Origin of the sequence: Acetobacter sp. DsW_063, assembly GCF_002153745.1 — a bacterium.
In the GTDB taxonomy this organism is placed as follows: Bacteria; Pseudomonadota; Alphaproteobacteria; order Acetobacterales; family Acetobacteraceae; genus Acetobacter.
This window is the reverse complement of sequence record NZ_JOPL01000011.1, coordinates 60,266-75,654: the sequence shown is the minus strand read 5'-3', so window position 1 is coordinate 75,654 and position 15,389 is coordinate 60,266. Positions and strand designations below refer to the sequence as shown.

At 60.5% G+C, this 15,389-nt stretch carries 11 protein-coding genes; 3 read left to right on the top strand and 8 right to left on the bottom strand.

Annotation, left to right across the window (positions count from 1 at the left end; all coding sequences use genetic code 11):
• Nucleotides 1-618: 618 nt before the first annotated feature.
• From tssG to tssA, 8 genes are read right to left on the bottom strand one after another with little or no spacing between them, the layout of a single operon-like run.
• Nucleotides 619-1,737 (bottom strand): type VI secretion system baseplate subunit TssG, encoded by a 1,119-nt coding sequence (gene tssG, locus HK28_RS02815; RefSeq protein ID WP_158093372.1) that lies wholly within the window; start codon nt 1,735-1,737, stop codon nt 619-621.
• The gene (gene tssF, locus HK28_RS02810) at nt 1,734-3,551 is read right to left on the bottom strand and encodes a type VI secretion system baseplate subunit TssF (protein WP_086643100.1); all 1,818 of its coding nucleotides are present in this window, start codon (nt 3,549-3,551) and stop codon (nt 1,734-1,736) included. Before tssF ends, tssG begins: the two co-directional genes overlap by 4 nt.
• Nucleotides 3,552-3,554: 3 nt before the next feature.
• A complete protein-coding gene (gene tssE / locus HK28_RS02805; protein WP_086643099.1) occupies nt 3,555-4,055 on the bottom strand; it encodes a type VI secretion system baseplate subunit TssE in 501 nt (166 codons plus the stop codon).
• Complete coding sequence (locus HK28_RS02800) at nt 4,052-4,855, bottom strand: type VI secretion system accessory protein TagJ (RefSeq protein ID WP_086643098.1); 804 nt, start codon at nt 4,853-4,855, stop codon at nt 4,052-4,054. The genes tssE and HK28_RS02800 overlap by 4 nt, the downstream gene beginning before the upstream one ends.
• The gene (gene tssC / locus HK28_RS02795) at nt 4,852-6,474 is read right to left on the bottom strand and encodes a type VI secretion system contractile sheath large subunit (RefSeq protein ID WP_086643097.1); all 1,623 of its coding nucleotides are present in this window, start codon (nt 6,472-6,474) and stop codon (nt 4,852-4,854) included. Before tssC (HK28_RS02795) ends, HK28_RS02800 begins: the two co-directional genes overlap by 4 nt.
• Before the next feature lie 10 nt (nt 6,475-6,484).
• Nucleotides 6,485-7,978, bottom strand: a complete 1,494-nt coding sequence (gene tssC, locus HK28_RS02790; RefSeq protein WP_086643096.1) for a type VI secretion system contractile sheath large subunit — start codon at nt 7,976-7,978, stop codon at nt 6,485-6,487.
• 3 nt (nt 7,979-7,981) lie between these two features.
• Complete coding sequence (tssB, locus tag HK28_RS02785) at nt 7,982-8,488, bottom strand: type VI secretion system contractile sheath small subunit (protein WP_086643095.1); 507 nt, start codon at nt 8,486-8,488, stop codon at nt 7,982-7,984.
• A 58-nt stretch (nt 8,489-8,546) separates the two neighbouring features.
• A complete protein-coding gene (tssA, locus tag HK28_RS02780) occupies nt 8,547-9,674 on the bottom strand; it encodes a type VI secretion system protein TssA (RefSeq protein WP_158093371.1) in 1,128 nt (375 codons plus the stop codon).
• 277 nt (nt 9,675-9,951) lie between these two features.
• On the opposite strand from tssA, the gene tssH reads away from it, so the two are divergent.
• From tssH to HK28_RS02765, 3 genes are all read left to right on the top strand, one after another.
• Nucleotides 9,952-12,594: a type VI secretion system ATPase TssH gene (tssH, locus tag HK28_RS02775; protein WP_233140306.1), complete on the top strand. Its 2,643-nt coding sequence runs from the start codon at nt 9,952-9,954 to the stop codon at nt 12,592-12,594.
• Nucleotides 12,595-12,859: 265 nt separating this feature from the next.
• A complete protein-coding gene (locus tag HK28_RS02770) occupies nt 12,860-13,342 on the top strand; it encodes a type VI secretion system tube protein Hcp (protein WP_086643093.1) in 483 nt (160 codons plus the stop codon).
• 100 nt (nt 13,343-13,442) lie between these two features.
• Nucleotides 13,443-15,251 (top strand): type VI secretion system Vgr family protein, encoded by a 1,809-nt coding sequence (locus tag HK28_RS02765; protein ID WP_158093370.1) that lies wholly within the window; start codon nt 13,443-13,445, stop codon nt 15,249-15,251.
• The last annotated feature ends 138 nt before the right edge of the window (nt 15,252-15,389 follow it).

Below are 15,389 nucleotides of genomic sequence, written 5' to 3'. Positions count from 1 at the left end.
CAACATCTTCAACGTCCGCCCGCGTCGCGTGTCGCAGATCGTCAACTATCTCGGCGCAATGCCTTACGATCAGTTCTCGATGCAGATCCCGATGACAGGTGGATACTACTATGGTCGTGTGAACGCTTCCTTCTGAAGCGTTTGCGTTCCTGTCGCAGATTTGAAACCGGTCAGCCGCAAGGTTGGCCGGTTTTTTCTTGTCCACAAAATGGACGATTTTGCAGTGCCGGAATGCGCTCTAGATTGTGCGTTGAGAGTTTTTTTGGGGCGTTCTTATTTTTTTGAGCACCTAAAGACGGTGTTTTCCAGAGATTGTACTCTTCTGTTCATGCGTTGGTTAGCGGGCGGCGTGAATATCGCCTCCATTATACCTTGCGAGCCTATCTTCATGCGCCCCGCAGAGTTCGCGTGAGTCTACGGCCGCCATATTCGGGAGCGGACTGGCGTTATGATGACGCGGCCTCATCAGACAAGGCCGACGTAATCAACGGAATTTCGTAGAAGTGTGCAGACGCATAAGATTTTTCATCCGCGAAACGGTGCTTTGTAAATATCGGTCTGATTTGGCCGCAGTAACTTCAGCGCGAATGGCGAGCGCCTCTAACCCCAAGAAACGTCTCAGGCCTGAGCGGCAGCGAGCGCTGCCGAGTCGAAGACGACGTCAAAGACGTCGTCCTCCCGGCCGCCCGATATGCCGAGCCAGCTTGTCCAGCCCAGACGCGCCTCACCGATGCGAGCGTCCGGCACGTCATTGCTTTTGACCGAAAGAGTCACTGCCGCTTCGGCCTGATCATCCAGATAAGCAGCGACGACGCCGAGCGCTTCCTGCAATCTCTTCTTGTCAGGCAAAAGAGACTCGAAGTCCGTATAGGACAGCGGGCCGATCACGATGTTAATGCGCGTGTTAACGTCCCAGGTCTGTTGCCCTATGGCCGCGTCGACGCCCAGTTGCGAGAACTGTCCATCTCGCCCCGGAGCGGGAAGGGCGCTCTGCTGATCCGGGTCGAGCGTGCGCCAGACGCCTGAGAACTGCTCTATCTGCACGTTCGTCGCCAGCCATTCTCGCAGAAGCGACGCCAAGCGTTCGCTGGACCTCGGCCACGACGCGAACGTTCCTGAAAAATACAGTAATTGCAAAGGCGAGATCGCAAGTCTTTGGCGATCACGGTCAGATTCGTATCCCGTCAGGGCGAACAGGGCTCTTGCGAAAGCGCTCTTCTCTGGGCGGAGCCGAGGATCTTCGTGCTGTCGATGTGGATGATACTTGGCTCCAGCTTCGGCGAACTGGGCCATGCCGCGCTGCGCAAGAACCTCCATGAACGCCGACAACGCAGGAGACCGTTTGCGATGTTCCTCGTCGACCAGCGCGGTGTAGGGGCGGGGCATCGTTCCGCCATGGCCGGTAAGGCCGGAGAACGCGGTTGTGACGTCATGCCGCCCATCCCCGCGCGCCTTGACGGAGAGAACGTCGCTGGCGGGCGTTGCTAGGCCGGGGGGAGTCTTGAACTGGACGGCGTCGGAGACGTCGCGAGAGGCGTGCGCTCGCCGGATAATTTCTACAGCGGCGTCAAAGGAAAAACGCGCGGGCTCTTCGAGAACCTGCGCAAGCAGGGAGCCGGCGAGCGTTCGGACGCCGACCGGCGTCTGGTCGTCGCGACGCTCGATGCCGGGTGTCACGGCGGGCGCAGGGGCCGTATCAGCTGAGGCGCGAGCGATGTCGGGCGTCCCGTCGTTCACAGCAGGGTCCTGTATCCGGCCCGGGCAGGGAAGCGGGCGACCGGGTCCGGACGCCCGGTGAGCCGCACGGTGGTGCGCACGAAGGTGTTGATGGTGACATGTAGCGCTAGAAACCGCTCAATCACGCTCGCCAGCAGGAACAGCCCGTCTTCGGCCCAGCGGGATGCTTCGAAAGTCAGGGTGACGTCAAGCCCGCGGCAAAAGCTGCCGAGTTTGCCGCCCGGCGGGCGAGCGATCGCGTCTCGCGCGTCGACCGCGACGAGGCTGGAGATCGCAACGGCGGTCTGTTCGCTGCGACGCATGTCGTAAAGGCTGAGGATTTCACGGAGGGAAGCTGCGGCCTGTGGGCCGCCGACAAGGGAGAGTCGTCCGAGCGTCAGATGTGAGATAAGCCGCCAGTTGTTGCGCAGGCGCAAATCTGCCCGCCAACTCTGGGTCGGCGGGAGCAGGCAGTCGATAGCCGTAACGCTGCCAAGCCCTTCCGTTGGTTGCAACGGCTGGCTGGAGCCGCCGAATGGCAGGCGTGAGGGGAGCGCTCCATTGGTCAGCAGCGCGTCGATGGAGAGGAGACGGTCCGCATTTTCCGGTGCGTCGAGTTGCAAGTCTATCGGCGCCAGTCGTGTTTCCGTGCCCAGTGCGACGAATTCCGACGCACGACGGATCAGCGTGTAGACGCCCGCAGAATCGCCTGTGTCGTGCGCGAGTTCCTGATAAAGCGGACGCCAGGGGCGCGTCGAACCGTCAGGCTCAATCTCGCGCACGCTTTGGACTTGCCAGATTTCGTAAGCCTCCGGGTGCGCGAGGTCGGCGTCAATGGGATAGTCGGTCTGGGTGTGCGTCAGACGAAGCGGTTCGCATTGGCCCGGGAAAAGATTGACGATCGGCGCGCAGCCCAGCTTGAGCGCGTCCGGGCGGAGGTTTCGCTGCAATTCCGGAAAAGAGCGGTCGAAATAAATGAAAAGATCGATCTTGTTCTTGTCGGAGACCACGGTGCGGGCGTCGAGGCCGTCGATGTCGATGAAGAGGAATTTTTCGGGCAGCGCGAAATATTCCGTCAGAAGACGGAAGCCTACGAACGAACGTTCAGGCCACGGCAGCAACGCCTCTTCCGGCGAAAAACCAGCGGGTTGCAATTGCGAGGGCGTGAGCAGCGTGGGCCGGACATCATTTGGTCCGTCCGCCAGCGCCATGCCAATGGTATGCTGGCACAGCAGTTCATAGAGCTGTATGGCTTGCGCAGGGGCGCCGTGGATGAAAAATCTCAGGCGAGACGGCGCAATTTCGTCGAATTGCGCCTGCTGGTCCGTCAGGGAGAGTGTCACCCGGAGGCAACTCGTCGCCAGATGGGAGGCAGGATGCGCAGGCGCGTCGATCGGCGTGCCCATCAAGCGTGCGTCATGCGCGCGTATCGGCCAGACCTCGATCGGCATGGTCGTGCGGAAGCGGCAGCGCACATCGTCGAGGGCGCCGGTCTGCAATTCGGAACCTGCCGCCACCGGAAGGGGCGTTTTCGCATCCGGCATGCAGAAGAACTGCGCCACCGATGACGACGGAACCGGCGCGAGATAATGCGGATATAGAATATTCAGCAGGGCGTCGGTCAGTTCCGGGTATTCGTCGTCCAGACGCTGCTGTGTTCTGGCGGAGAGGAACGCCACGCCCTCCAGCAGCCGCTCCACATGCGGGTCGTCGACCGTGTCGCGTGTCAGCCGGAGCCGTTGCGCGATCTTCGGATGGTCGCTGGCGAACTGCGCGGCGAGGTCGCGGATCGCTTCGAGTTCGCGTTGATAGGCGCTGGTGAGGTCGTTTGGCATCGATCAGGCTTCGCGCTGCGGGGTCAACGTCAGGTTCTCGCGTGAGGGTGAGATCGCCGTATCATAACGCACGTATTCAGGTTCCGGGTCCACAAGCAGGTAGGCCTCCACCATCAAGGGAATCACCGCGCTCAGCGGCGCATTATCCGGCAGCAGCGACACCCGGACGTTGATCAGCCGGGGCTCGAAGCGGCGGATGGTCGCCTCGATTTCGCGGCGAATGGCCTCGCGCTCCTCCTGATTGGACATGACGTTCGCCGTGACGTCGATCATCCCGTAACCCATTGGAGAAGCAGCAAGGCTGAAGCCCGTTTTCGGCAACAGCGTCCACGGGCGTCGCGCGTTGAGCAAAAGCTCCAGATCCCGTTGCACAGAACGTTGAAGTGCGGCGATGCTCTCTCCCGTTCCCAGCGGGCGCTCGGTTTCTCGTTCCGGATGCTCATCCAGAAGGCGGTCGAGCACCGATAACGTGACGCGTGACGCTTTGGGACGCGGCGATCTCATGAGAATTCGAGTGTTCCCAACTCCATCACGTCGAGAGATTCCTCTCCGATCAAGAACATACGGCGGCCAATGCCGCGCACAGGCTCGCTGTCCGTCCAGTCGGTCGACCGGCCAAGGCGAAGGGCGTCGTCATCGGACGCTGTGGTCAGAGGGTACGTTGCGGGAATATAGACATCGCCCTCCGGGCCGTTACGCACCATTGCGGTGCAGCGACGCCAGTAGAGGTCGCGCGGGCGGACGGGGTCGTGAAAATGCAGGCTGATCAGAGATTCGTTCGGAATCCAGAAATATTTCCCGGTTGAAGTCAGCAACTCGGTCGTTCCACCGATGATGTCGTCGGCGTCGCGAAAATCGTCGAAAGCGATCGTGTCGGCGCCGACGATGCGTTCACCCGCCGGATGTGGGCGGGCGTCCTCGGCGGCCTTTACAGCGCCTTGTGCGCTGGCGTCGTCGCCGGATCGCAGCGCCGTCAGCGCGCGCAGTGACTCCTGCTGAACCGCTGTTGGTTCCTGCAAAAACTCCGGTAAGGCGCCATCGGCGAAGACGGCGCGACGCTGGGTTTCGGCGCGAAGCAGTTGACGAAACTCAGCGGCGATAAGAGCAGCTTTCGGTTCGATGGATTCGATCGCCGTCAACATGGTCTCCGCGCGTTGCAGATCACCGCTGAACAGGGCGAGTTCAGCAAGCAGGAGACGTGGCCCGGCTGCAGCCGGGCTGGCCTTGACGGCGGCGACGGCGGCGGCCAGAGCGCCAGACAGATCTCCGCGCTGAAACAGGGCGTCGACGGTTTCTGTGGTCATGCGGGTTTGTCCTTCTTGGTGGTGAGGGCGACGCCGCCCGGCGTCCCGCCGTCGGGCGCCAGGCTGGTCACCAGACGAAACGTCGTTGAGACGTCGTCAAGTTGATAATGGGGCTGCAGGTGAATGACGCAGTGGTACTCGCCGGGGCGACTTGTCGCCTCCGAGACCTGAACGGCGCTCGCGAGAAGTGGAAAACGCGCGCGGCTCTCGCGGGAGGCCAATGTGCTCATATTGCAGTAATGGTTGAGCCATTTTTGCAATTCCCGTTCGATTTCAGCGGGAGACGTATGGCGTCCAACCATGTCGCGGCCAAGCATCTTGATGTGGTGCGCAAAACGACAGACGCATAATAGCGCATTGGTTTCCGCCGAAAGACGCCGGTTGGCGGCCGCTGGCGTGGGGAGGTCGGAACCTGGAGGCGTATATTGCAGGCTGGAGACCGAGGCGAACGCGACCTCGCCATAGGGAAGTGTGTTGAGCGCCATGAAGCCTGACAACGCCAGCGCACGTTCCTGCTGGTCGGTGAATGAGAGTTCAGTGGAGGCGCGTGAAAGCTGCGTCGCCGCTCCGAATACGAATGGGTCGCGCGGGGCGTCGAGCACCACACCGCCGCTGTTTGCTCCAGGCGTCACGCCGCGAATGTCGGCGGGCCAGCGGAACTCCGTCTGGGCGCGGACAACGTTACGGGCGAGTGCGTAACCGGCCGAGAACCAGCTGCGCTCGCGTTCCGTTGGAGCGTATTCCACATGCTGTCCGCGAGTGGTCGCGCGCGTCCACGGCGCTCGGGCAAGGATGCGCGGCAGGGTGACACATATGAAGCGGGAATCTTCCGACTGCGTGACGGAGTTCCACCGTCGATGTTCTTCGTTCGAGACTACGACCGTGATTTCTCGCGCGAGGGTCAACTCGGAGAACTGGTCGACGTCGAACAGGCGCGGAGATGCGGCGGCGACGACCGGCACGAATGCGGCGGCGGCGATTGCAGCGAGCCGCTTGAGCATCATGACGTCGTCGGTGGGCGCGTCGCCTGCAAGACCGCGAGGGCCTGCCCGGTGCGCCAGTTCGTAGTCGAACACGATCAGGCCGTAGGGCTGGCCGCCGGGATGGCCGAACTCGCTTTCGTAGATCAGTTTGAACAGGGAGGACTGGTCGAACTCCAGCGCCCTTTCCAGATCCCGGGAGATTTCGCGTCGTCTGGCGGAGAAGACGCGCGCGATGACACGAGCGTGCGGCTCTATGGAGGACACCAGCCAAAGGAGCCCGCGCCACGAACCTTCCAGTCGTTGAAAGGCCGGGTGATGCAAAATGGCGTCCGTCTGACGGCGAAGCGCCGCATCGATTGTGGCGACGTCGCGATCGATGCGGCCCCGGAGCAGCTCCTTGATTTGGCCGCGATCCATGTTCCGTAGCGTCGATACGGGAGGCAGGGCGTCGCCGAACCACAGCGCCAGCGCCTGCGAGTCGTCGCGAAGAAAGTCTTCGAACGCGGAGAAGTCGAAATCCCGCCGTGTATGCGCCCCGCCGAGAAGCGCTTCCCGAAGAGAGGGGGCCACGGTCGGCTCTGTAGAGCAGGCCGTGGCCCCCGCGCGGGGAGACTCAGTGAGGGCGGGTGCGCTCATTCAGCTTGTGTCAGGTCCGCTCGGGAATGCGGGCGACGAGACGCATGCTGGTGGTCAGTTCCTCAAGCTGCAGCCAGGGGCGGAGATACGCCACGGCGTTGTAGGCGCCCGGACGTCCGGGAATCTCCTGAACTGCGACGCGGCCGTCACGCAACGGATACTTCGCCTTGCTTTCCGCTCCGACGACATCAGAAGCGTTGACGTAGCGCTGTATCCACTTATTCAGCCATTTTTCACAATCTTCGACTTCCATGAAAGAGCCGATCTTGTCGCGCGCCATGACCTTCAGATAATGCGCGAAACGGCTGGTCGCCATGATGTAGGGCAAACGGGCCGAGATTGCCGCGTTCGCGGTCGCCGCAGGAAGATCATAGGTTTTTGGCTTCTGCGTGGTCTGGGCGCCGAAGAAAACCGCGTAGTCTTCGTTCTTGTAGTGACAGAGCGGCAGGAAACCGAGGTTTGACAGCTCGTTCTCGCGGCGGTCGGTAATGCCGATTTCTGTCGGGCACTTGGCGTCCATGTCGCCATCGTCCGACTGAAAAATGTGCTGCGGCAGGTCGTCAACCAGGCCGCCGTTCTCTTTGCCTCGAATGGTCGTGCAGAATCCGGTCCGCGCGAATGCCTCGGTCAGGCGCGTGCCCATGACGTAGGCCGCGTTCATCCAGCAATATTCATTGTGTGGCAACGCCAGGGGTTTGCCGTCGGCGGCGCGAGGCGCTTCCTCGTAATCGAACTCATCTATGGCTTTTACGCCGTCGCCATACGGAAGGCGGCTGAGAACACGCGGCATCACAAGTGAAACGAAACGGCTGTCTTCACTGTCACGGAAACCGCGCCATTTCAGATACTCCACCGTATCGAAAATTTTGGCGAGATCACGGGGCCTCGACAGTTCGGTCCAGTCGTCGAAGCCGAACATTCCAGCGCCAGCGGCAGAGATAAACGGCGCAAACGCCGCTGCCGCGACATGACTGACTTCGCGCAGCGTCTCGATGTCTTCAGGTGCGTTGGACCATTCATAATCACCGATCAACGCGCCATAAGGCTCGCCGCCCGGAGTGCCAAACTCGTTCTCGTAAATCTTGCGGAACAGCATGGACTGGTCGAATTCCACCACGCGGGTGAGATCGCGGTGCAACTCCCGCTTTGTGGCGTTCACCACGCGGATTTTCAGGTTGTTGCTGGTTTCGCTATTTTTGACGAGATAGTGCAGGCCGCGCCAGCTGCCCTCAAGTTTGAGAAACCGCGGATCGTGAATGATCGCATTGAGCTGCGTCGACATCGCTTCGTCGAGCGCCTGCACGGCGCGTTCGATCGTGCGGGTCAGGTTGCGGTCGAAGGAAATGACGCCTTTTCCGGCCTCCTCGACCAATGTGCGGACGAGGTCCGCTGCACGGTCCGGTTCGGTCTGGCGAGTGGCGGCGACAACCTGCGAAAGAAGGCTGGATGACGCTTCTGTGGTGCTGGCGGGGGCGGATTGGGGCGAGGCGTTTGTCTCAGACATTGATCAATCCTCCGTCTTCTTTGCAAGTTCGGCGCTAAGGGCGTTGAGTTCGTTTTGGTCCTTAAGGATGCGCTCGAGCAGCAGTTCCAGCTCTTCCGAACGATCGGCCTTGCTCATAAGGTCGCGAAGCCTGTTGCGTGTTTCCAGAAGGGCTTTCAGCGCGGGAACCTGATCGACAACACGGCCGGGTTCGAAATCCTCAATGCTATTGAACGCCAGATCGACGGCCATTTCCTTGTCGCCGCCTGCGAGCGTATTGGCCACTTTCAGCTTCAGACCGGGCGCCATGCGTTGCATGATCTCGTCGAAATTGTCGCGATCAATCTGGGTGAAGCGCCGTTCGGCGAACGGACGGAGCGGTTTGGTCGGGTCTCCCGAGAAATCTCCGACCACGCCGACCACGAAGGGCAGTTCCCTGATGACCTCAGCGCCTTCTGTCTCCACCTGATAGGTGATGTGGACGCGAGGGCGACGGACGCGGGCCAATTTGTCGTGAATACTTCCGCTCACTCGACTGCTCCATTCATTGTGCGGCGGCCTGATGTCTGGTCGCCGACGTTATTAAAACTCAGCCCTCAGGGGTCTGGATGCCCAGGCGCGTCATGATGTCGGCTCGTGACGCGCCGTCGGCGACAATTTCAAGCAACAACTCTGGTAGCGTCATCCGCGCGCGGCGGACGGCGTCTTCAAGAGTGTAACTAAATGGCGAGTTGGGCTCTCGCTCCCGGAACAAGGCGGCGATCCTCAGCGCCTCGTCAAGAAGATCCTCCCGCGTCAAGGGTTTGGGTTGTGCGGACGCGGTCGGGTTGTCCGACAAGGCGGCGACTTCCTCGCCGTCGGTCACTGGCGCTGCTTCCTCCTCTGCCTCCACGCTTTCAAGCTGAAGTTCGCCGGGGGGAACATAACGCGCCGCTATCTGGACCAGTTCATCGAGGATACGGGCGACGCGCGTCATTGATGGCGTCTCGGGGAGTGTATCGGTCGTCTGGTGAATTGTCTCCAACGACGACTGAAACTCGCTCCACGCGATTCTGGTGAAAGCGGCTTCCCGCCCCATGGTGGCGAGTTGAGGTCGCCCAGGGCCTCTTGCGATCGCTTCGAGGGCCTCCAGAGTCGGTAAATTGCCGCTCTTTGCCTTGGCGCCCATAACCGAAATTTCACGGGCTCGCTCATATTGCCAGAATGTCAGCGGCTCGCCGTTGGAAAGCGTAAAAAGTTCGATCTTACGCAGTGGCTGGATCAGTGAGCCGTCTTTTTCGCTGCCGCTCAATCCGCTAACGGCAAAGGTGCGGACCTCCGGGTCGTCCACTTCGAGGCTTGGATATAAGCCACTGTTCCAGAATGACGTGACCAGCGCGGTCATGATCCGCGCCCCGAGCGCCAGACCGACAAGGCCAAGCTGGCGCGTGAGCGCTTCGGTCATCCAGCAACCGACCTCAAGGTCTTTGCTTAGACCGGTCAGCGCCTCTTCCGCGAGGTCGGCGACCGTCGCCCAGGACGGCCCAACGCCTGTGCCGACCGATGGATCGTCATCCAACGTGCGTTCTTGTGCGCGCGCCTCGGAGCGAGCGTCGCGGAGGCGGGAATAGAGTGACTGGGGAGCCAGATTTTCGCGTAAGTCCACGCCGCAGGGCGCGTCGTCGCCCAAAGGCGCCGCTACACGCTCCAGAAGCTGCTCCTGGGTGGAATCGAGCATGCCGACGTGTCGAACCTTTCGCGTGTGGCGCTCGCTTCCGAGCTTTGGTTTCGAACTGGATCTGGTCAGTTCTTGGCGTCGGTCGTTCTGGCGAACGCTTAACTTGTCCGCCTGAGGACTATGAGCAACGGACACGGGCGCGACAATAAGAAACGCGTGCATAAAAAGCTACAAATGAAACCTTTAGCAGGTGGACGCGCTTCCGGATTAGTTGGAAAGATCGGCAGCAGGATAAGCGGCGTCTTGCCTGCTAAGAGATACAGTTGTGGGGGTTGGCGTGACGGTAGCGATCGATTTGCAGAAGTTGATCGGCCGATTCGATGAACTCTGCCGCAGGACGCTGGAAGCGGCCGCAGGCGCAGCGATGTCCCGCAGCCACTTTAATGTCGAGATCGAGCACTGGTTGCTTCAGCTTCTGCGAAGTGAAGGATCGGATGTCGATTTTATAATCAGGCGCTCGGATATCGACCCGGGACGCCTTGAGGCCGGTCTCAATCATGCGCTGGATCGGCTTTCCACGGGAAACGGTCGCGGACCTGCCTTGTCACCGGATCTGGTGGCGGTGGTGAAGGACGCCTGGCTTGTCGCTTCGATCGACATGGGCATGGGCGCGTTGCGGTCTGGTTATCTTCTCTGTGCGTGCCTCGCTGACGAAACCATCGCCCGTCGCCTGCATGTGGCCTGTCCGGATCTGCGGACGTTGCTGCCTGAAGTAATCAAGCGGGATTTTGCGCGTCTCACCGACGGCAGCGTCGAACGGGCCACTCATGTGTCCGGCGGCGACAATCTGGAAAGTGATCAGGGTGGCCGGGAAGGTCGCGCGTCGGCGACCCCGTCTCTAGACAAGTTCACGACCGACCTCGTGGCGCGCGCCCGTGCTGGGCGAATCGACCCGATTCTGGGGCGTGATGCGGAAATTCGACAGGTCGTCGATATTCTGACCCGTCGTCGGCAGAACAATCCGATTCTCACTGGCGAGGCCGGGGTCGGCAAGACTGCGGTGGTCGAGGGGCTGGCGCTACGGATCGCGGAGGGCGACATTCCCGAGGCGTTGGCCGATGTGTCCGTCCGTACGCTTGATCTTGGGCTTTTGCAGGCGGGCGCAGGCGTCAAGGGCGAGTTCGAGAACCGTCTGCGCGCCGTCATAGACGAGGTTCAGGGAAGCGCGACGCCGATCATCCTGTTCATTGATGAGGCGCACACGCTGATCGGCGCCGGTGGTCAGGCGGGTCAGGGCGATGCGGCGAATTTGCTCAAACCGCCGTTGGCGCGTGGAGAGTTGCGGGTGATCGCGGCGACCACCTGGGCCGAGTACAAGAAATATATCGAAAAAGATGCCGCTCTGGTGCGGCGTTTTCAGGTCGTGAAGGTCGAGGAGCCCAGCGTTCCGGTTGCGACCGATATGCTGCGCGGTCTCGTGCCGGTGCTGGAGAAGCACCACAAGGTTCGTATTCTGGATGAGGCGACCGCCGCTGCAGTGTCGCTGTCCGCCCGTTATATCCCGGATCGCCAGCTGCCGGACAAGGCTGTCAGTCTGATTGACACCGCCTGCGCACGTGTGGCGATGAGCCAGAGCACGACCCCGGCCCTGATCGAGGGGCGCAGGCGTCGCCTCGCTGCGATCGAGGCCGAGCGACGGATGCTGGAGCGTGAGGGCTTGTCGGGAAATCCGCACTCGGGTCGGCTTGAGGTTTTGGCTGGCGAAGAGGCGCAACTGAACGACGAGTTGACTCAGACGGAGGCGCGTTGGGAAAGAGAGCGCGAGCTCGCGCTCAAGCTCGCCGAAGCGCGTGAAAAAGCCGAAAGCGGCGTTGATGGAGCGAGCGCCGAACAGATGCGCGAGGATGCGCTTCGTGCTGCGGAGGAGTTGCGGGCCATTCAGGGCGAACATCCGATGGTGTTCCCCATGGTCGACGCGCAGGCTGTCGCTGAAATTGTTGAGAACTGGACGGGAATTCCGGCTGGCCGGATGCGCTCGGATGAGGTCGAGGCGATCCTGCATCTTGAGGAGCGGCTGCAGGAACGTGTCGTCGGACAGGATCACGCGTTGCACGCGGTCGCCGAGGCGATCCGCGTTTCGCGCGCCGGCCTCACCGATCCGCGCAAACCTGTCGGCGTGTTCCTGATGGTCGGCACGTCCGGCGTGGGTAAAACGGAGACGGCGACGGCTCTTGCTGATCTGCTGTATGGCGGGTCGCAAAGCCTGACGACGATCAACATGACCGAGTTCAAGGAAGAACATAAGGTCAGCCTGCTGATGGGCAGCCCGCCCGGCTATGTCGGGTATGGCGAGGGTGGCGTGTTGACGGAGGCCGTGCGGCGGCGTCCGCATTCGGTGCTGCTGCTCGATGAGCTGGAAAAAGCGCACCCCGGCGTGCAGGACGTGTTTTTTCAGGTGTTCGACAAGGGCGCGATGAAGGACGGGGAGGGGCGGGACATCGATTTCCGCAACACCATCATCATCATGACGACGAACGCCGGGACCGGTTTGATAGACACGCTATTCTCGGATCCTGATACTGCGCCGGACGCCGCTGGGCTTGCGGAGGCGCTGCGCGAGGAAATGCTCAAGCACTTCAAGGCTGCGTTCCTCGGGCGAGTGACGATGGTTCCGTATCTGCCGCTTGGCCCCGATACGCTGACGAAAATCGTGACGTTGCAGCTTGACAAGGTCGTGCGCCGTGTGGCGCAGGTCCATGGCGTGACGCTTACGATTTCGGAGGCCGTGCGCGAAGAACTGTTGCGTCAGTCTGGTGTTTCGGCCAGTGGCGCGCGTGCGATCGAGCAGACGATCGCTGGGCGCATTCTGCCGACGCTGTCGCGTCTTCTGCTCGTTCGCGCGCGCGATGACGTTGCGTCTCGTGCGACGCTTGACTGGCGAGGCGGGGAGTATGTCGCGGAGCTTGACGTTTCCAGATAATTTTGACTTTTCAGTAAATTAATTGACGCGTGCGCGATTTTGGCGGGGTCGGCGAACTGAACGCCATGGGGGTGGTGAGAAATTCGAAGAGTACAGTTGCGGCGCTCCCCAGATTCTACCAGTTTCCTGTATTTTTTTGGTTGTAATTTTACATCGGTAACCTGAATTGGGGCGACGTGGTCTCAATTCTGTTGCTAAGTGTAAAGGACCGCAGGAAACGGCAACCGCGCGGCGAGGCGAGCATTTGCAAGGAGTGTAGAAAGTCATGGGTATTTATCTGAATTTCAACAATGTTCAGGGCGATGTCACTGAGAAAGAGCACACCGGTTGGATTGAGGTTCTTGATGCGCAGTGGAGCACGTCGCGAAGCATCCGCAGTGCCGTAGGCGCCAGCACGAACCGTGAATCGTCCTCTGCCTACGTGAGCGAATTCACCATTACCAAGTATGTTGATAAGTCCAGCCACGAATTGACGACTTCCGCCATGACGGGTGCGGCGGTGAAGAACGTGGAAGTCGACTTCACTCGTACGAACCAGGAAGGTGAGCTGACTTTCCGTAAAATTGTCATGACGGACGTGATTATTTCCAGTCTGGTGAATTCTGGTCACAATCAGGATCGTCCGACGGAGACTCTGTCGTTCAACTTTACGCAGATTGCCGTTACCGACACCACTGAAGACGATGCGGGTACGCCGGTAAACAACAAGACTGTCACGTTTGATCTTGGTCTGTCGAAAGTGACCTGAAGTCTGTAATAGGGGGGGGCTGGGGGCTGTCTGCGCATATTGACGTTGCTGACATGTTCTCAGGTTTACTCCTGTGTTGTTATTTTAGTGAGGTATGAGCATGGGGGGGGCGTTCCCTAGTCTTCTGTTGATGAAGTCGCCTATGGGCGACGACACTCAACCGTTTGAGGAAGGGACGCTCCACGCGGTTGGCCTCCGTGCTCACGAGCGTCTTTCTGCTCCTTACGTCATGTCGATCGAGGCCGTCTGCACGGAGCGGGGCCTCGACGCTGATGCGTTTCTGGGGCAGCCGGTGTCGATCACCGTTCGCCGCAAGAATGGAATCGACCGATTTTTTCACGGCGTCGTCAGGCAGTTCGTGGCGCTCGGCATAGAGCAGCGCGGACGCTGGCATTATCGTATTGAGGCTGTGCCCTCGCTCTGGTTTCTAAGTCAGAGCGTCGATTGCCGTATCTTTCAGAAAAAGACGGCGGTCCAGATTCTGCGTCAGGTTTTCAGCGATCATGGTGTCACCAAGGTCAAGTTCCAGGTGACTGGCGCGCAGACGCCTCGCGAATACACGACGCAATTCAATGAAGACGACCTGACTTTCTGTCATCGCATCATGCAGGAAAGCGGCCTCTTCTATTACTTCGAACATACGAAGGACCAGCACACCCTGATTGTGACGGATTCCAATCAGGGGTTCCAGAAGATGGAGCAGCCCGATCACCGCGTGATCGAATTGGGCGATAACGTCGATATTTTTAACGACTGGCGCACCAGCGCCGCTACCGGCTTTGGCGTCGTAAAGACGCAGGATTACGACCCGACGCAGCCAACGACGCCGGTTTCTGGACGTGGCGTGGCGCAACTGGCTGGTCCCGATTCCAGCAAGCGCGACGTTTACCGCTGGCCGTCGATGACCACAGAGCACAGTATTGCGGGCGATCGCGCGCGGTTCGCGACAGAGGCGTCCGACGTTCGTTCGACATTGTGCGGCGGCCGTGGTTACGATCCGAACCTCTGCCCCGGTTTCCGCTTTATGTTGCTGGGCGATCCGACGGATGGTGGCGCGGATAACGAATATGTCGTGGAGGAAGTCTTCCACAGCGCCCAGGACGACACGTGGGTGGGTGGAACTGCCCCGGCGGATTACGTAGCGCAGTTTTCCGCGTTTCTGGTCAAGACGCCGTGGCGTGAGCCGCTGGTTTGTCATCGACCGGTGATGACAGGCATCTACTCGGCGATCGTGCTGGGCGATGGTGGGGAGGAAATCCACGCGGATCGTCTTGGGCGCATCAAGGTGCGACCGCTGTTTGATCACCGTAAGGAGACGGTGGCGAGTATGGCGATCTGGGCGCGTGTACTCCACCCTTGGTCCGGCAATAAGTGGGGGTGGCAACATCTGCCGCGCGTGGGTACCGAGGTCGGTATCTCGTTCATGAGCGGCGACTGCGACAACCCCGTCGTCATGGGGTGTTTCTACCATGAGCAAAACCCGCCCGTTTTCGATATCCCGTCCGAAAAAACGAAGATGGGTTTTCGCAGTCGCTCGACGCATGGCGGCGGGACGCAGGATTACAACGAGCTCTCGTTCGACGACCGCCTTGGGCAGGAAGTGTTCTTCATGCACGCGCAGAAGGACCACCTTATGGAGGTCGAGCGCAACCAGAGCGACAGCATAGGGGGCGAACGCGACACTGTCGTCCATGACGACGATTCGCTCACCAGTCGGACCGGCAACATAAGCGCCACGGCGGAGATGGGCAGCATTCTCATGCAGGCTGAAACAAGCATCAAGCTGCAATGCGGAGAGTCGATTATTACCATGACTCCGGCGGGCATCACTGTCGAAGCGCCCGAAATCACGATAAACGGAACGGCGACTGTGACGATTTCAGGTGGTATGGTGTTGATTCAGCCGTAATCGGGTGAGTGTTCTTAGATCGCCGCATGGTGCGGCGAACGTTCCTGACGCCCTGAAGCGCCAACCTCTCGGTCGGCGCGTTCTGGAAGAGGGAGTAGCCCGGCTGACGGCAAGCGACGTGTATCAGGCGATTCGTTC